This is a genomic window from Pedobacter psychroterrae, from assembly GCF_004331695.1.
Classification (GTDB): domain Bacteria; phylum Bacteroidota; class Bacteroidia; order Sphingobacteriales; family Sphingobacteriaceae; genus Pedobacter; species Pedobacter psychroterrae.
On sequence record NZ_SJSL01000002.1, the window covers coordinates 633,059 to 651,880 of the forward strand.

At 41.5% G+C, this 18,822-nt stretch carries 15 protein-coding genes; 10 read left to right on the forward strand and 5 right to left on the reverse strand.

Annotated elements, in window-relative coordinates; all coding sequences use genetic code 11:
* Window positions 1-73 precede the first annotated feature (73 nt).
* The 5 genes from EZ437_RS11110 (at window position 74) to EZ437_RS11130 (ending at window position 9,690) form a co-directional block, all read left to right on the forward strand.
* Window positions 74-1,222: a FecR family protein gene (locus tag EZ437_RS11110; protein ID WP_131595983.1), complete on the forward strand. Its 1,149-nt coding sequence runs from the start codon at window positions 74-76 to the stop codon at window positions 1,220-1,222.
* A 215-nt stretch (window positions 1,223-1,437) separates the two neighbouring features.
* Window positions 1,438-4,725, forward strand: coding sequence for a SusC/RagA family TonB-linked outer membrane protein (locus EZ437_RS11115; protein WP_165500388.1), 3,288 nt, complete (start codon window positions 1,438-1,440; stop codon window positions 4,723-4,725).
* A 19-nt stretch (window positions 4,726-4,744) separates the two neighbouring features.
* Entirely contained in the window at window positions 4,745-6,193 is a 1,449-nt protein-coding gene (locus EZ437_RS11120; RefSeq protein ID WP_131595985.1) for a RagB/SusD family nutrient uptake outer membrane protein, read from the forward strand.
* 161 nt (window positions 6,194-6,354) lie between these two features.
* Window positions 6,355-7,287, forward strand: a complete 933-nt coding sequence (locus tag EZ437_RS11125; protein WP_131595986.1) for an ABC transporter ATP-binding protein — start codon at window positions 6,355-6,357, stop codon at window positions 7,285-7,287.
* A gap of 12 nt (window positions 7,288-7,299) precedes the next feature.
* Window positions 7,300-9,690 (forward strand): Gldg family protein, encoded by a 2,391-nt coding sequence (locus tag EZ437_RS11130; protein ID WP_131595987.1) that lies wholly within the window; start codon window positions 7,300-7,302, stop codon window positions 9,688-9,690.
* A gap of 659 nt (window positions 9,691-10,349) precedes the next feature.
* Here the strand turns inward: EZ437_RS11130 and EZ437_RS11135 are convergent.
* The 4 genes from EZ437_RS11135 to EZ437_RS11150 all read right to left on the reverse strand — a co-directional run bounded on the left by EZ437_RS11135 (window position 10,350) and on the right by EZ437_RS11150 (window position 12,220).
* The gene (locus EZ437_RS11135; RefSeq protein WP_131595988.1) at window positions 10,350-11,072 is read right to left on the reverse strand and encodes a nucleotidyl transferase AbiEii/AbiGii toxin family protein; all 723 of its coding nucleotides are present in this window, start codon (window positions 11,070-11,072) and stop codon (window positions 10,350-10,352) included.
* A complete protein-coding gene (locus EZ437_RS11140) occupies window positions 11,027-11,371 on the reverse strand; it encodes a DUF6922 domain-containing protein (protein WP_131595989.1) in 345 nt (114 codons plus the stop codon). The genes EZ437_RS11135 and EZ437_RS11140 overlap by 46 nt, the downstream gene beginning before the upstream one ends.
* Window positions 11,372-11,447: 76 nt before the next feature.
* On the reverse strand, window positions 11,448-11,972 hold the full coding sequence (locus EZ437_RS11145; protein WP_131595990.1) for a hypothetical protein: 525 nt from the start codon (window positions 11,970-11,972) through the stop codon (window positions 11,448-11,450).
* An 11-nt stretch (window positions 11,973-11,983) separates the two neighbouring features.
* A complete protein-coding gene (locus tag EZ437_RS11150) occupies window positions 11,984-12,220 on the reverse strand; it encodes a hypothetical protein (protein ID WP_131595991.1) in 237 nt (78 codons plus the stop codon).
* 160 nt (window positions 12,221-12,380) lie between these two features.
* Between EZ437_RS11150 and EZ437_RS11155 the strand changes: the two genes are divergently transcribed.
* From EZ437_RS11155 to EZ437_RS11170, 5 genes are all read left to right on the forward strand, one after another.
* A complete protein-coding gene (locus EZ437_RS11155; protein WP_131595992.1) occupies window positions 12,381-13,262 on the forward strand; it encodes a hypothetical protein in 882 nt (293 codons plus the stop codon).
* A gap of 320 nt (window positions 13,263-13,582) precedes the next feature.
* On the forward strand, window positions 13,583-14,101 hold the full coding sequence (locus EZ437_RS11160) for a hypothetical protein (RefSeq protein ID WP_131595994.1): 519 nt from the start codon (window positions 13,583-13,585) through the stop codon (window positions 14,099-14,101).
* A gap of 89 nt (window positions 14,102-14,190) precedes the next feature.
* Window positions 14,191-14,337 (forward strand): hypothetical protein, encoded by a 147-nt coding sequence (locus tag EZ437_RS21585; RefSeq protein WP_165500390.1) that lies wholly within the window; start codon window positions 14,191-14,193, stop codon window positions 14,335-14,337.
* 80 nt (window positions 14,338-14,417) lie between these two features.
* A complete protein-coding gene (locus tag EZ437_RS11165) occupies window positions 14,418-14,804 on the forward strand; it encodes a DUF6169 family protein (RefSeq protein WP_131595996.1) in 387 nt (128 codons plus the stop codon).
* Between the two features lie 101 nt (window positions 14,805-14,905).
* Window positions 14,906-15,796 carry a hypothetical protein gene (locus EZ437_RS11170; RefSeq protein ID WP_131595998.1) on the forward strand — a complete coding sequence of 297 codons (891 nt, stop codon included), beginning with the start codon at window positions 14,906-14,908 and terminating at the stop codon, window positions 15,794-15,796.
* A gap of 32 nt (window positions 15,797-15,828) precedes the next feature.
* Here the strand turns inward: EZ437_RS11170 and EZ437_RS11175 are convergent, their stop codons facing one another.
* Window positions 15,829-18,666 carry an FG-GAP-like repeat-containing protein gene (locus tag EZ437_RS11175; RefSeq protein WP_131596000.1) on the reverse strand — a complete coding sequence of 946 codons (2,838 nt, stop codon included), beginning with the start codon at window positions 18,664-18,666 and terminating at the stop codon, window positions 15,829-15,831.
* Between the last annotated feature and the right edge of the window lie 156 nt (window positions 18,667-18,822).

The following is an 18,822-nucleotide window of genomic DNA, read 5'->3' on the forward strand; positions in this document are numbered from 1 at the left end:
TTTTTCATATTTATTTTTTTCAGAGCAGAGGTTGGATGGCATCTCATTCGTATATAGTTAAAAGAGCCCAAGTATGCCTGAATTGGATGTTATTAAAAAATTATTTGAACGCTTCGTGGCTGGCCACTGTACTCCAGCCGAGGTAAAGCAGTTGATGCAGTATTTTCATGCTGACGAAATTGGAGAACTCAATCAGCTGATCCTCGCTGAACTAGAAGGGCCAGAGGAAAGCATTAACGTAGATTATCATGAAAATATTGACAGGGTTTATGGACGGATACAGATAGGCTTAAATCCAGAGAAAACCGCACGGAAATTGTGGTTTAGTATCGCAGCTGCATCAATCTTAATTTTAATCGGAGTAGGAACGTTTCTGAGCAGTCGTCCTTCCAAAAACAACCTATTATATACAGCCGATGTTAAACCTTATACCCAACAAACAATATTAAAGACAGCTAGCGGCAAAAGTTTTGTTCTGAGTAATACAGGGAATGATACTACTCTCCAGCAAGGCAGTACCATGATACGTAAAATTGCTGGTCAGCAGCTGGCCTATAGCGTTTCTGGAAATACAACCGCCCCTCTTTATGATACCATTGAGGTGCCCGCAGGTGGTAGACCGCAAATGCTAATCTTGTCTGATGGCAGTAAAATCCTGTTAAATACCTCCACTACTCTCCGTTTCCCGCAAAATCTACATAACGATAAAGGCAATGAGATCGAGTTAATTTCAGGCGAAATATATTGTGACATCATACATAACCCCAAATCAACGTTAAAGATAATCACCCCGACGCAGATAACGGAGGAGATTGGTACAGTGTTTAACATCAGTGCATATGGTGACGAACCCATTAGCCAAACTACACTCATCAAAGGATCGATTAAGGTTAGTTCTGGCACTACCTCTAAAGTACTTCAGCCCAATGAAAAAGCTGTCACTTTGAATAAGCAAATGAGCATACAGCAAGCTGATATAGAGGAGATTCTTGCGTGGAAAAATGGGTATTTCCGTTTTAATGGCGAAGATCTACCCAACATCATGCGACAGCTATCTCGCTGGTACAATATTGAAGTTGCCTACACAGGAAGGATAACGAATAATGGATTTTACGGTAAAATTTCCCGCTCTAAAAATATAAGCGAAGTGCTTGCAATGCTCGAAAAAACAAAAACGGCGCATTTTAAAATACAAGGAAGGAGGATTACCGTTATGCCATAAACGCTACTTTAACATTAAAAAAAGCCACTCCTGCATAGCTGGAATGACTTTAGAATGGATCAATAATTAACTTACTATTTGTCATCACGCTGGCCCCAGGGTCTTGGAAAACACAAGGCAAGCGCTAAATCCAAACTAAACAAATGTACTATATTTATTTTAAAAAGATTGTACGTCCACATTCACGTGGCTGTATTCGCAAACTGTTGATGGTCATGAAAATAACCTTACTCATAATGATCACTGTTATGCTGCATGTTAGCGCAAAAACGCTTGCGCAAAAGGTCACTTTGTCTGTAAAGAACGCCAGACTAGTTGATGTATTTAACCAGATCAACAACCAGACTGGCTATGATTTTCTCTTCACTACCGATATTCTTAAAGATGCAAAAACTGTTACCCTAACTGTTAAAAACAAAGAACTTAATACCGTTCTTCAACAAATATTCCTTGGTCAGGCACTAGAGTTTTCTATTGAAAACAAATCTGTCGTCATTTCCAAAAAACCTGTTGAACTGATTGAAAAGCTAAAAAATGCCCTAAACCTTAACAGCATCGATGTGACAGGTATTGTGCTTGATGAGCAAGGTGCGCCGCTGTCTGGTGCTACTGCCACAGTAAAGAAGACTGGCAAAGCTATTATCACAGATGTTCAGGGCCAATTTACACTGAAAAATGTGTCTGAGGATGCCACAATAGTTATTTCCTTCACTGGGTATCAAAAACAAGAACTTCCCGCCGCACCTAGTATGGGAAAAATAAATATGGTTCTTGCCAATAATAAATTAGATGCGGTACAGGTGATTGCGTATGGAACAACGACGCTGAGGTTGAGCACAGGAAATGTCGCTACTGTTTCAGCCGATGACATTGAGCGGCAACCCATAACTAATCCGTTACTGGCGCTTGAAGGAAGGGTGCCTGGCATTTTTGTGGCTCAAACAAGCGGTGTACCCGGTTCGCCCATTACCATACAGATACAGGGGGTAAACAGTATTGGCCAAGGTAATACCCCTTTGTATGTGATAGATGGTGTGCCCTACAACTCCAAAGTGAATAGCCAGGGGTCTTTTGCCGGTGCCACTAACCCCTTAAATTATATCAATCCAATGGATATCCAAAGTATATCGGTATTGAAGGATGGTGAGGCGACATCAATCTATGGTTCAAGGGCCGCAAACGGAGCCATATTGATCACGACCAAAAAAGGCAAGGCCGGTCAAACACTTGTTGAATTTAATTTTCAGGACGGATTTTCTTGGAACAACCGTTTTATCCCAACTTTAAATACTCAGCAATATTTAGGTATGCGGGAACAAGCTTTACGAAATGACGGTCTGGTTCCCAGCGCCAATCCCAGCAATCCTGGTTATGCCCCTGACCTTACAATCTATGACCAAAATAGGTATACCAATTGGCAAAAAGTGCTGGCAGGAGGTATGGGCCAAAATATTAATACCTCTGGCACTATAAGCGGTGGTAGTGAAAGTACCCAATTCCTGGTAAGCGGAACGTATAATAAAGTGACCAGCATTTATCCCGGTGATTTCAGCAATCAAAATGCTTCGGTACACATGAATATGAACAATACTTCACCTAATAAAAAACTAAAATCAAATTTCTCGGTGAACTTTCTTCATAACGACAATAGTTTGCCTGGAGTAGATCTTGTAAATCTTGCAATAAGATTACCCCCAAACGCTCCGGCGCTTTATAACCCAGATGGCAGCTTAAATTTTGCACCCAACTCGGCTGGGAACAGCACTTGGATTCCCTATTCTACTAATCCGCTTGCTTTTACCTTAGCAAATTACAATACAAAAACTAATAATTTGGTAGGTAGTGGATTTATCAGCTATAATATTATATCGGGTCTGGATGTCTCGGCTAATTTTGGTTACACCTATCAGCAGACATACGAAATGCAAAAAAACCCTTTATCATCACTTCCGCCAGAACAGCGGGCCTCTAGCCGAAGCTCAGCTACCTACATAAATAGCAACATTAATTCTTCAAACATAGAACCGAAAATTAATTATAAACGAGTTTTGTTTGGGGGAACAATAAACGCTTTAGTTGGAACTACGTTTCAGCAAGAGAGTGGCTTGAATCAAAGCGTAACCGGTGGAGGTTATGCCAGTGAGCGCAACCTAGCCGACCTTGGTTCTGCGGCAACCGTAGGAGCTAAGAGCTCCAAGGAATATTTATATAAATATGAAGGTATTTATGCTCGCGTAAATTATAACTGGGGCGATAAGTACTTAATGAATCTTTCGGTTCGCAGAGACGGCAGTAGCAGATTTGGTTCAGCCAACCAATTTCATAATTTTGCCTCAGCGGCGGCAGCCTGGATATTTTCAAAGGAAAAATTGATACAAGATAATTTTTCTTTTTTAAGTTTTGGAAAAATTAAAGCTAGTTATGGAACTACCGGAAATGATCAAATCGCAGATTATGCGACGTTGAGTGTATATAATCCAACGTCCTATCCTTATCAAGGCGTGACCGGACTGCTGCCTCAAAATTTATCAAATCCGTACTTGCAATGGGAACTAACTAAAAAAACAAATCTAGGTTTAGATTTGGGTCTTTTTAAAGACAGAATTCTCATTTCTGCAGATTATTTTAAAAACGTCACCTCAAATCAGTTATTAGCTTATACTCAACCCGCTACCACCGGCTTCGGCAGCATAGCGGCTAACTTTCCGGCTGTTGTAAGGAATTCAGGATTGGAACTCACCCTAAGCACCAAAAATATTAAAACAAAAGATTTTAATTGGACTACATCATTTAATATCACTTTTGCTAAAAATAAACTTGTTGCTTTCCCTAACCTTTCAAGTAGTTCTTATAATTCTTCTCTCGTTGTTGGCGAATCTATAAATGTGAAAAAATTATACCATTATTTAGGTGTGGATCCCGCTACAGGTGGATATTTGTTTGAAGATAAAAACGGGCAACCGACTACGACTCCCAAATCCGGAACAGATAATTATGTGCTTAAAAATACCGACCCTGAATTTTATGGAGGTTTCCAAAATAGCTTTACCTATAAAGGCTTTCAGCTAGACATCTCATTTAATTTTACAAAGCAAAATCAAAACGCTACTACTTTTGGTTATGGTTTTGGACCGGGAACTAAAAGCTCCGGAAATCAACCTCTTTATGTACTGAATGCCTGGCAAAAACCTGGGGATGTTGTTACAACACCAAGATATACCAACGGGTTCAATTTATTTGTTCCATTCCTGGCTGCCGGTAATTCTGATGCAAGCTATTCAAATGTTATTTATTGCCGACTGAATAACGCTTCACTTTCTTGGCAGGCACCAAAAACCTGGTCAGAGAAATTGAATTTTAAAGATATAAGGATTTTCGCACGCGGTCAGGAGCTGCTCACCTTTAGCAATTACAAAGGCTCTGATCCAGAAACCCGTGTAAGCGGTATTCCCGGAACTCCACCGCTAACGGTATTGGTGTTGGGTATAAAAGCAAGTTTATAATCATTTAACACAACGAACAATGAAACGATCAATATATGTAAAAGGGATGGCGACACTACGTACTGTTGTCATTTTGATAATACTTTTTAGTATAACCGGGTGTAAAAAATACTTACAAATCCCAGCACCGTCTAATTCCATCAGTTCTCAAAGTGTGTATATAGAAGATGCGACTGCAATAGGAGTATTAAATGGCATTTATATAAGAATGCAGGGCAATACAGATTTATCTATTTATCCTGGATGTTCGGCTGATGAGTTTAGCTTATCGAACACCTCAGCGGCAACTTTTAATCTCACTTACAGCAATAACCTGAATTCAGATGCTACTGGAAATAGGGATTTCTGGTCTGCTTTTTACAAGCACGTTTATTATGCTAATGCCGCAATTGAAGGATTAACTCAATCTTCTACACTTACACCTGCAGTAAAGCAGCAGCTTATAGGTGAGGCTAAATTTGTGAGGGCATGGTGTTATTTTTACCTCGTGAATTTTTATGACGATGTGCCCCTGGCATTAACAACGGACTATAAGGACAATGCCGTTCTTGCCAGAAGCCCAAAGGCCCAGGTTTACCAGCAGATTATAGCTGATCTGACCGACGCCCAAACTAAACTTAATACCAATTTCGTTGATGTAACTTTGCTAAAAACTACTACAGAGCGGGTACGGCCAACCAAATGGGCAGCTACAGCTCTACTCGCAAGGGCCTATTTGTATTATGGTAACCTTATGGGTGACGCCACTAATTACCAAAAAGCTGCTGATCAGGCATCTGCGATAATACAGAACTCTTCGCTATTTAGACTGGAACCTTTAAACAATGCATTTTTAAAAAATAATCAAGAAGCGATTTGGCAATTAGAAGCTACGCCAACGAGTGTAGGTGGGTATACACAAGAAGCATATGTTTTTATAATTCCTGTTACCGGCCCGAGCGTGACTAATCCTGTTGTTATTAGCCCTTTTTTGTTAGCTGCGTTTGAACCGGGTGACCAGCGCCAGACTAGCTGGATAAACAATGTGAATATTAGTGGAACGACTCTTTATTATCCTTATAAGTACAAAAACAATGTATTACGTTCGCCCGCAACCGAATATGAAACCGTATTTCGTTTGTCCGAGCAATATTTGATTCTGGCAGAAGCAAAAGCAAGGCAAGGCGACTTGAGTGGCGCCGCCTTAAGTCTGAACATGGTACGGGCCCGTGCGGGTTTGCCAAATACCACTGCGACAAACCAACCGGATATGTTGGCTGCCATCCAGCATGAGCGCCAGGTAGAGTTTTTTACAGAATTTGGCCACCGCTGGTTCGACCTAAAAAGGACAAATACCGTAAATGCCATCATGAGCGTAGTTACTCCTAAAAAAGGAGGAAGAAGTTGGGATCCTAACCAGGCCTTGTACCCAATTCCCTTATTGCAAATTCAAGCAGCCCCTTCCTTAAAACAAAATTCAGGCTATTAAAGCCGCACACAAAACAGCCCCGACCCACGCTTGGCAAGGCGAATACCCTTGTTAAAAACCCGGTCGGGGTTAATCGAGTATAGTGCAGCGAAAATAACGAGGAAAATCCTGTAGAGGTATATCTATACTGTGGACAGCGATTTAAACTTTAAACATTATATATGGAAAATTCAATTTTGAGTATTAAAAATCTATCGCACCGCTATAACACTTCCTGGGCCATCCGCAACATTGACCTAGAAATAAACAGGGCCGGTATCTTAGGCCTGCTGGGTTCCAATGGGGCAGGTAAATCAACCACCATGAACATCATGTGCGGTGTTTTAAACCAGACGGAAGGGAGTGTACTGATCAATGGGATAGATATTCGTGAAAAACCTGAGTTGGCTAAAAGGCAAATAGGCTTTCTTCCCCAAAATCCCCCTTTGTACCTCGACCTTACGGTAGATGAATACCTCATTTATACGGCTGAATTACGGAAAATGGATTACCGGGATATTAAACCAGCCCTGGGAGAAGCCAAAGAACGTTGCGGCATTTCTCACTTCAGCAACCGCCTGATCAAAAACTTATCGGGCGGTTACCGGCAGCGGGTAGGTATTGCGCAGGCTATTATTCATAAACCCAAACTGGTGGTAATGGATGAGCCAACCAATGGCTTAGATCCAAACCAGATTACCGAGGTGCGGACACTGATCAAAGAAATTGCTGTAGAACATGCCGTTATTTTTTCTTCCCATGTTTTATCAGAAGTGCAGGCGCTATGTAAAGAGATTAAAATGATAGCTGATGGCCGTATTGTTTTTTCCGATACAATGGACGTCTTTAATAATTACGTAGAACCACATAGTGTATTGATGCAGATGGAAAACCCGCCGGTGGCAGCAGAGCTATTGAAGATACACGGTGTAGATAAAGTTGAGTTTGTAAAAGAACGGCAAGTACGCGTTTATTTTACCAGCGACCGGGAAATTACGGAAAGGCTTATAGGTGCAAGTGTTCATAACGGCTGGCGTTTAAGTGAGATCAGTCTTGATAAAACAGCCATTGATGAGATCTTCAAACAACTATCTACCAAATCAACACAATCCTAATTTATTCCTTTAATGAAATTAATTTTTAAAATAGCAAAAGCAGAACTGCGCAACCTGTTTTACTCTCCTATAGCCTGGTTTTTAACCATCGCTTTTATGGTACAATGCGCACTTACCTATACCAAAATAATAAACAATCTCGCTATCACACAAGAAATGGGTGGTAGAGGATTGGCATACATGGCTCAATTAACAGTAAGAGTCTTTTCCAGCCGAGAAGGATTATTCACTGATATTATGCAGAACTTATACCTGTATATTCCCTTATTAACCATGGGGCTTATCAGTCGTGAAATCAATGGTGGCACCATTAGCCTGCTCTATTCTTCCCCGGTAAAAATAAGGGAAATTGTTTTCGGCAAATACCTGGCAATGATGGTCTACAGCTTTATACTGTTATCTGTGGTCGGCATTTTTATGGTAGCGGGTATTTTGAACATCAAGTCGGCAGATTATGGAATGCTTTTGGCAGGCGCTCTTGGTTTTTACCTGCTATTGTGTGCTTATTCGGCCATAGGCCTTTTTATGTCCAGCCTTACCAGTTACCAAATCGTCGCGGCGGTAAGCACCTTTGTAATGATAGGCATCCTCAGTTATATCGGCACCTTGTGGCAGAGTGTAGATTTCGTACGCGACCTGACCTATTTTCTATCCCTTTCAAACCGAACCAACCATATGCTGACAGGATTTATCACCACTAAAGATATAATCTATTTCATCGTTATTGTGTACATTTTCCTGGGATTAACAATCTATAAATTACAATCTGGGCGTGAAACAAAGGCATTGCACATCATTGTCGGTCGTTACGTTGCCATTGTTGTTTCCGCACTGGCTATCGGTTATATCAGCTCGCTTCCAAGCCTGACCGGTTACTGGGACACTACAGCAAATCAACGCAATACACTTACCCCTAATGTACAACAGATCATTAAGGAAATGGGCGATGGTAAATTACAGGTTACCGTCTATACTAATTTATTAGATAGGTATTTTTATCTCGGATTGCCGGATAGACGTAACGATTATTTATCCAATTGGGACTCCTATATGCGGTTTAAGCCGGATATCGATTTTCATTTTGTAAACTATTATGATATGCCCTATTCCTTAAGTTACGACCTGTTTGGTTATTACAAGGGCAAAACAATGAAGCAAATAGCGGAACAAACAGCCAAGGCGATGGATTTAGACATGGCTCTTTTTAAGACCCCGGAACAAATTCATCAAGAAATTGATCTGAAGCCTGAATTGAATAGGTTTGTATTGAAACTAACTTATAAGGGCAGGTCTACCTTCCTTAGGGTTTTTAATGATCTTTATATCTTGCCAATGGAGGCTGAAGTTTCGGCTGCTTTTAAAAGACTCCTGCAAGCTAAAATGCCTAAAATCACTTTTACAACAGGCAATGGGGAAAGATTAACCGGTAAGAAAGACGATAGGGAATACAAAACATTAACTGTTGAAAAGACTCATCGCTATGCATTGATCAATCAAGGCTTTGACATTGATTCCCTTTCATTAAAAACCCAGGATATCCCCGATAATGTTAAAACTTTAGTAATTGCCGATCCTCAAAGTGAGTTGAGTGCAGCAGCCATACAAAAGATAAAGGCTTATATCGCTAAAGGAGGGAATTTGCTGATAGCCGGTGAGCCAGGCAGGCAGCAAATATTAAACCCTTTACTGAAAACATTAGGCGTACAGTTAAAAGATGGTATGCTGGAACAGGGAAATAAAGATTTTTCACCCACATTAGTATTGCCGCATTTAACAAAAATCGCCATCGGTTTTTCGAAAACATTGGATAGGCCTTCGGTAGATACGTTGCCTGTTTCGATGAATGGTGTAGCAGGGTTATCCTATCACGATACCAATGGGTTTCATATTCAGCCATTGCTGATCACTAAAACCGGAGTTGTTACTAATACCATGAGGCGCAACCCTGATCTTGATTCGGTAAATAAAATAGATAACGCTAGCACAGGTTCAGCCGGAGTAACGCAAGCTTTGTCTCTGGGTAATGCCACAAAACGCACCGCTTTAATGCCTGTAGGAAAAAGTACTTCGAAAGAGGCCTATACTACTGCAGTAGGCTTAACGCGACAAATTAATGGCAAAGAGCAGCGCATCATCATCAGCGGTGATGCCGACTTTTTAAGTAATGCAGGGTTAGGAAACACAAGCCTGGAATTAAGTAACTTTTATTTCGGCCCCGCTTTATTCAGTTGGTTAAATTATGGCGAATATCCTGTAGATACCACGCGCCCTGATCCTAAGGATAACCGGGTAACAGTTAGTACAGACCGTGTATCTTTTTTAAAAATAGTATATATATATATATTGCCAGGGTTAATGTTCATCTTCGCCGCGATCTTTTTAATCCGTCGTAAGCGAAAATAAATATGCTATTTTACTTTGAGGGTAGCTAGTCAAACCGGACAAAAAGCGGGATATAAGAAGAACAGGGCTTTTGATAAGGCTTTTATTTAGACCTCATCGTACAGTTCATCAAACACCATAAACAAGAAGAACGAAAAGATTGGTTGTTACCTAGAATGTGCTAATTTAGCCAAAAAAGTAATAATTTGTTACGAGAAACGCCCATATAAAAGAGCTCACAATCAATGAATTAGCTCCACTCGGAATGAGTGGAGCATTTTATTTGCACTATAAAACATACAATCGCAGTAAAAAATAATTTTCCATACATAAATTTCGGCCTATGAAATCTGTGGTTGTCCTTTTGCAATTCGGAAATAAATAGTCGATAACACCAGTCGTGGAACTATATCTACTGATCGAGGTTTCAATGAGCGGTTTTCACAAAATCCTCACTTCGTAGGAGAAAAGGTGAAAACGAAGGGGGAAGAGCTTTGGCCGTTTTCACAGGCCGCAAGTGCGCGAGAGGATTTTATTTAGTAAATTTGTCTACTCAAACTTCAAGTACGTACGATAGATATGCCAACGCTTGTTTTCTGCCTGCAAAAGTTCGTTCTTGCTTTTGCTCTTAAGGGGTAGTCTATAGACGTTTTGATTACTTTTGAATAGCCTACTTTCCATCAAATCCCCAAGCCATCACCTTGTTCTTTACCATTGTCTCGTTGTTTCTTAGTCTGAATTGACTTCACTTGACTTTTATCGCCTATCTCCATTTCGGGAAAAAGGCGCTGCGGCTGCATCGTCATCTGCCCCAATCTTGTTTCTATCGATTTCCAGTTGTATTTGCTTCCAAGCATCTGAATTGGTTCCAGAAAATCAATATCCTTATGATAATCCAATGCCTTAACCAACATGGCTGGGTTACGGTTTCCGTATTTTTCGCAGAAAGCATCGATCATTTGTGAAAGACTGAGGGAAGAAGACAGATAGGCAACATCGATAAAGTCTTTAAGTCGTGTACCATTTCCAGATATGGAATTAAGCTTCATAGCGGCGATATCCTCGGCAGATGCCATGCGGACATCTTCCACAACTAGCAGATCGTTGACAAGCGGGTAATTGTGTGTAATAAGGTCAACCTGCACCCCGTCGATACTTCCCTTTAGCGTATGCCTAGCTTGGTAGTTAAGTTGGAAGGGATACCTGAATTCGATTTCTGCGAGCAACTGGTCGGCATCAAATGGTTTCTTCGAGAAAAGGTCAATGTCAATACTCAACCTATGGCCAATCTGTAGTGCAAGTGCAGTGCCACCGACGAGAAAAAAATCCTCCAATAAAGGATCTTTCATCAAAGTGGTTAGGAGTTCCAGTGTAGATTGGCTGACTGTTTCTTTTCGTAACATTTCATTTCACTTAAGGGGATACCAAACTGATGGCTGACAAAATACATGTCCTTGTCATTCAGGTATCCGATTTTCTTGATTGACTCCTTGATACCTGCAACACCATAGTAGTTGAGGATAAAATACCAATCCTGCGGCCATCCACGTTCGATCACTCGTTGTACTACAACATTACGCAGGCTGTTAAGTTCGATCTTATCAAGGTCGTATTCCCAGAGCAGTTTCATGTCCAGCTGGGCATCGGGAAATTGTTTATAATTGTCGAAATACATAGGCTTGCCTCTATCAAAAATACGCATTTTTCTCGATAATAACAACAAAAACTAGGACGAAAGGATGTAGGAGCTATCCATTAACAGGTATCTGGATTATTTTTTATTCCTCTTTTTTTTTGGGTTCTGGCAGCTGTAAAAGCGAATCGGCAACAGCCAACAACCCTTCGCTGTTATTGTGATAGGCCTCGTCCAGTTGTTTGGACTGCAGTGGATAGAATGCCCTTACTACCCGATACTTTTCGGCATCGGTAGATAATTGGTGGTTTCTGATCAGCATTGATATACAACTTCCCGAACTCGCCGACACCGTGATAAAGATCGCGAACAGCCACCATAGCCTTGACCTGCTTCTAATATCCAAGTGGTGATAATGTATGGTCTCCGACTTTTTTGAATTGAGCTCCATCTTTTCGCGTAATTGCGAGAGCGAATTTTTTACCTCATTTAAACTTGCCTTCTGGCCCATGCGCCTTAACAGCGTGATTATTGACTGTAGGGTTTCTCCATAATCCTTTGGCTCACTCTCTGCAAGACCGCCAACTACAATTTCTATATTCCTGCACCTGCCGATCAATGCCTCGATGACCTGTTCCAGTGATTCTATCTTTTCCTCCAGTTTATCCATGTTCTTGTTTTTTATAGCCCAAATCCGAGCTCGTATGGTTTGTCCTTTTTTCTCCTACCGATCGACCCAAGGGATTCCGATTCTGCGTATTCCTTTCTGAGCAATAAATCCAGGATATGCGTTTCGGTACTATGACTTTGATTTTTATCCATTACCGAAGTTTCTTGAACATTTCCCTCATTTCTTTTTCCTGTAACATTCTTGGAAAGATTCTGACCAAGTTGCTGCTGGATTGCGGGCAGGCTCATTTTCCTGTCAACGGCTGATCCTTTCAGTGTAACCTCCCCATACTTAAAGGAAATGCCCTGTATGGCATTCCTTTTCAGTAAAAGATAATCCTCAACTAGATCAAGCTTGACCTAAAGTATTTGGTCATGCAATTATACTATCTTTAATAAAAACTCTTTGATGATGCGTCTATTGTTCATACTTATTGTTGTCGGCAGCATCTTCCCTGCAAGGGGGCAAAGTGTACATATTCAATCTGATATGGCAAGGACGAAATTTGAAAATGATATCAGGAAGGCCGATTCCCTGGCTGGGCTTAAACATTTCAAGAGGGCTTTTGTAATTTATAAAGCGCGAATTGACGATTTATTATCTGGTAAACTACAAGTAGAGATAAGTGCTGATCAATGGGAATCAGTATTGCGCAGGGCTGCAGACATGGGCTGGCGATGTGACAATACAAATTTGGCCGTTAGGTATAATAATATGGCCTTAGGCACTAAGGGCGAAAAACTAAGGGAGAAGATTGAATTCTTAGCGCAATTGGATGTAGAACAATATTATATCTATTTACCTTCCTCTATCGGGGGAACTGGGCACAGCCTGGTTGTAGGAGGGTGCAGTCTTAGTGATACCAGGTACCTTATATGGTTTCATAAAGACAAATGCTTTGTTCAGAAATTTGATGACTGTGAGAGTTACAAGCCTGCGCAGTTTACAGATACCGCACTCTACAACCTGTTCGATAGTTCCAGTGAGGAAATGATAGGAGAAAAAATAACCAGGTTGAAGGTAGGGTACAATCACGTAATGCATTATAGTATTACATTCCCGTCGGACTCAGGAGAAGTAAGTAGAAGATTTAGTATTAACGACGTAAGTGAGTACAAAGCGGGAAGTAAGGAATACAAGAGGCTATCGGAAGTAAACCAACTGGATCAATATTTACATAACATGCAGACAAAGCTGAAGCTTTTCAACGAATATAGTTATGCTCTTATAGAGAAATATAATAAATTCCTTAACTCAGCGGTTGAAAGACAAAAGGTGGGTAAGCTTTGAGTATGTAATTTAAGACCGATTCTGGTCTTGAGTACAATGATAAGGTTTCTCATGGCGGCATATTGGTATTAACAACTAATCCATTGGCACAGTTACTTATTGATGCATTTACAAAACACATTGAAGAGACACTGGGTTAATAACCAATAGAAACAACCTGATAGCAGCTTATAAAACACATGCTTCCCTTAATAGCTTCTAATGTTGTGAATTATCGACTGCCTCGGAGAAGAAACAATAATGATTACAGATTCTTTTGCATAAATTCACATAAAAGAACCACCATGAAAATAATATCGCTTCTCGTCGTCCTTATTCCTATGTCCTTACTGTTAAAATTGCCTGCATACGCACAAATTAAAAGCACCGGCGACGCAGATTATTTACTAGGAACCTGGATAGGTATGACCGCCAGGATTGTGAGTGATAACATTCCTCCAGAAAGACATTCAGTCAACTGGAGAATTCACAAAATAGATTTGAAAAAGAATCAGTTGGAAATGACGGAGTTCTATCACAAGCTGATTGCGCATGATTCAAATAGCATAGAAAGACCCAGGAAGGTCTATTCTGCCCGTTTAGTGGATAAGTCATTATTTGTTGAATTGAAAGACATCAAAACCGACACGACATTCACCTTGAAACTTTCGCCAAAAATGATGCAGGAGTTCCCGACTTTGCAAAACGAAAAAGGGGACTTGCTAGTCAGAAACGAACAGGTTGTTTTTGTCTTAAGTAAAATAAGTAGTGACACCACAAATTTTTTGCCCAAAGATCAGCGCCAGAAAATCACCGTAGATGTGTTACCGCCGCCGCCAGTACCGCCTAAAAAGCAGTGATATAAAACTTACGCATGATGATTATTGGGTATAAATTATATTTTTAATTACCTTTGTTATATAGTTGATAAAGCTAGAACAGGTTTGATATGAACAATACTAATAAAGATAAAAATCCTACACCTAAAAACCCAATCATTAGGATGATTGAGGATAAGGATAAGATTGTTGAAGCAATTCGCAGTGGGAAAGATTTATCTAAATTAAAAGGTATTAAATTTGTCTCTCCGATATAGCTTAACTAAAACAGATCAAGGTATATCAATTTAAGACCGATTCTGGTCTTGAGTATAGTGTATTTTTTACTTTCTATTATTTGACTGATGCAGATGGGAACGAGCATGTAGCTTATAGTTTTGGTTTTGATCGGGCTGGTATTTTTGAAAATGACAAATTTCAATATGAGTATGACCCAAAGATAAGAAACACAGTTGTACACATCATTAAAGAATTCTTTAGTAAAAACGTCGACAGCGGATTGTTATACTTCTGTTATCAAAAGGATGATTTTTCGAGACATCGCAGCATTACTTTTAGAAAATGGTGGAAACAAGAAACAGAAAGTGGAATAATATTTAAGCCAACTGCAGTAAATTACAATGATAAGGTTTCTCATGGCGGCATATTGGTATTAACAACTAATCCATTGGCACAATTACTTATTGATGCATTTACAAAACACATTGAAGAGACACTGAGTTAATAGCCAATAGAAACAATCCTAAACCAAAACTAATGCCGTTTTAAACGGGAGTGTTTCGATGAAAGCTAAACTCATTAACGCATTTGCTTCGTATATATAGAATGATCGCATACATTTTAAAAGCACTGCCGCTCATTACCTGTCTACAGCTTACCATTTTGACACATGGCCTGGCACAGGGCGACTCAAGCCATAATGAGCGCAGTTATCTGGAAATTTACAAGAACAATAGGGTGTTTTCTTACGTATCGCCAAAGGGAGAGTTGGGCGGGCCAACGAAATTTGTGTTGACAGGCAGGGTCACAACCAGTTACTTTTTATTGGCTAACCCGAAAATACCTGTTTTTTTCGCGTTAGTGCAGGACTTTACTGCGAAGGTTCTGGATCAGAAGTCTGCGGCTGTTCGAACTCCAAGTTTAAAACTAGGAGGTGTCTGGTATGTACAAATGGGACAAAATGCTACAAATTATCGGTATGCAAGCCTCAAATTTATGCACCATTCTAACGGTCAAGATGGTCAGAGCTTGAATCCGGATCTGTCTATTAACACCCGCGACGGGAATTTCAGTACCAATTATCTGGTGCTTTCCTATCACTTCGGCGACAATGTCGAGCAAGGAAAGCAAGGATACACATTAAACCATGATGCCGGACTGCAATGGCATAAGTGGTTTGATTATGAAAAGGCATTGAGGGATGACTATGGTTTTACAAGGATCATCTATAACATCTCCTTCAGAAAGCAACTGGAAAACAGAGAGAACTGGCGATTAAACGCAGGTTTAAACTATGCCATTAACAATATGGCTGACTATAAGATGACTGCAGTAAAAAAGCGGCTTAATACAGAGGTTTCATTTCACTACAGCCTTCCGTTCATGCACAAAGCATACCTGATGGCTGCAGCAGGCTATTTTGGCGAAGATCCATACAATATTTACTATAGAGATAAGTACAGCTATTTGCGTTTTGGCGTGTCTACCAATCTTTAATTTTTTTTATATGACAAGCTGAAACTTAGGCTTTAGTATATCAAGGTGACGGAGCCAGAAAGAGGCTTACCCTTGGGACTGATCCTTATAAGGTAGTAATAAGTACCTGCATTGAGCGGCTGTCCCTGGTATGTTCCGTTCCATTTGTTATCGTAAGCATCTGAATGATAAAGAATAGTCCCGCTTCTATTAAATATCCGTAAAGAGATGGTTTCTCCGGCTGCTGATGGCAGTTCCCAAAAGTCATTAATGCCATCGCCATTGGGTGTGAACGCACTGGGGAATGTTTTATGCTGCGGGTCTATCTGTACCTGTACAATATTACTTACTCCAGGCAGGGTACACCGTGCATCCGAACTCAACTCGCAGCTTACTTTGTCTCCTTCCTGAGGGTCATTAAGCTCGAATGTCGGCCTGTTCATTCCCATGGGAATGCCATTGACTTTCCACTGGTAGCTAAGCATGCCTTTTGCTCCATTAGTTATGGCGTTAAACTGAACAGGAGTGCCTTTTTTTACCGGATTTTCTAAGGCATGAATGCTGATCTGCATTTTTTCCGGCGGGCTGACGGTAAGTGTCCGGGTCTGCTGTGCAGGAATATACTGACCATTACCAGCTTGCTTAGCGGTAATCTGGGTAGTGCCTGGACCGGTAAGATGGATCAGGCCTGCAGGAGTAATGACTGCGACTGCAGGATTGCTACTGGTGTAGGTGATGGGAAGACCGGAGTCAGCGTTTGCAACAGGCCTGAAATCATCATCACATAAAGTCATGGTTGATATGTCAGGCATATTAACGATCTGAGCGGTTTTACCCCGATTGACAATAATGGTATAAGCGCGTGTACTGTATTCGTCAGTAGCGGTTACCAATACCTCTATCGTATTGTCTCCCATGTTTAACGGGATAGGATTTGAAGGACTGCCACTGATGGCAGGTTCGCCATTTATCGTAATAGTTGCACCAGGTACACTTACTGTAGCGGTAAGGGTTACACTGCTTTGGTTTGATGTTGCAAAGGCAGTATAATCAACTATCATAGGATTGAATACCTCATTAAGCCCCATTGGGCTAAGAATAAGCGAAGTCAGGGTAGTTTCATCATAGCTGGTCTGAAAGCTGGCAGGATTGCCCTGAGCAGGAGAAGTTAGGTAGAGCTCATGTCCTTCCATACCTTCATATTCACAAACCATTACCTGATACCTGGTAGCGGGATCAAGGCCGGACACACCGGTTGTAGTTCCATTTCCATTATAAATGGCATACCAGCCACTGTTTAGTATCTGGTCTCCGTTCTTGTAAGTACTTTCTGCAGTATAAGTGGTTCCGTCGACCGGAACCGGACTTCCGGAATTGGGATCTGCCTTAATGAATACCACTCTTGAATTTCCATTCCCCTTGGTCCAGCTGATTTCAGCACTCCCAGAGGTGATGTCGCTGAAGGTAATATTTGTGGCCTGCAGGGTGGGTCGGGCGGCAGGTTTGTTTTGATATATGGTAGCGGAACCGTCGCTATTTCTGACTACGACTACCTCGGGTTTGCCATCGGAATCGAGGTCACTTATCGCCACCGCAAAAGGCGCACGGATCACCCTGAATGGTACTTTCGGTTGCAGGCTAAAACTGTTTGGAGAACTTGTATTTTTTAGCAGGGTAAGTCCTTCATCGACAGGTGCAGTCCAGTTCGCACTGGCGAGGTCTACTTTCCCGTCTCCATCTATATCACCGGAGGCGATCGCATAACCAGCTAAGCCACCTGGAAGGTGTTGCACCGGCGCCATGTTTACAGACCCGGGACTGCTGGTGTTTCGCAGTAAACTGACAGTGCCGTTATGAGCGGTCGCAACGTCCAGTCTCCCGTCGCCATCCATATCAGCAAGGGTAAGATTCCTCGGCCCATCACCAGTAGCAAAGTCTTTTCTAAGGGCAAAGGATATCGTGCCGGCACTACCGGTGTTGCGTAGTATGCTAATGTAATTTGTAAAATCGGCAATGACAATGTCGGCTTTGCCATCGTTATCCATATCGCCCAAAGCGATCGCCAGGGGATTAAAATAAGCTTGAATTTCAATCTTGGGAGCGAAGGCTGGATTACCGGCAGTACCATTGTTACGCAGCAAAATGATCATCTTGTCCCTGCTCACCACGGCAAGGTCTGAACGGCCATCACCGTCAAAATCTGCAATTGCGACATCCCCGGAATGCCGGCCCGTAAGAATCTCCATGCGGACAAAACTGATACTCCCCGGACTACTTGTATTACGCAGCAATGTAACAGTATTCGCATTACCATTTGCTGATACAAGGTCGATTTTTCCGTCCCCGTCAATATCACCTGCTGCAAGCGCCTGAGGTAAATCACCCACCCGGAAATCCTGCTTTTCAACAAAGTTTAGCTTCCCGGCTGCGGAAGTATTTCGACTTACCGTGATCATATCACTCGTGGAGCAGGCTACTGCTACATCCGCCAGTCCATCTCCATCCAGATCTGCTATTTTAAGGTCGACAGGTCCGCTGGCAGTCAGGAGTCCATAGGTAAATCCGAAATCGCTGGTCTGCAGTGCGGCTCGGCCGGGTGGGGTTCTTGGCAGAAAGAAAGCCGAACTTTGTGCTAAGAGATGGGTCTGTGTATTTAGCACTTGTATTGCGCTGTAACTGGCCCCCTGTGGCACTATAACAGAAATGCTCGAGGTAGTGGCCGTCAGAATTTCACCTCTGGTAGCTCCAAAGCTGACCTGATTGCCTGCAGGTACATTGCTAAACCCGCTTCCCTGAATGGTAACGGTAGTGCCGGGAGCGCCTGAAAGAGGACTAATGCCTGTAATCACAACCTGAGCCATTAAGGCAGATTGCATACTAGTCAAGAGCATGGCTATTATAAATATGAAGCGTAATCCCACTTCAGCAAATTAACAAAATTATCCCAAAGGAAGAAGTTTCGGGTTCATAAGCATTCAATTTTAAAAGAAAGCATATAATCTGTCTTTTTAATTTAGCCCCGGCTGGTAAATGAGATAAAACAAATT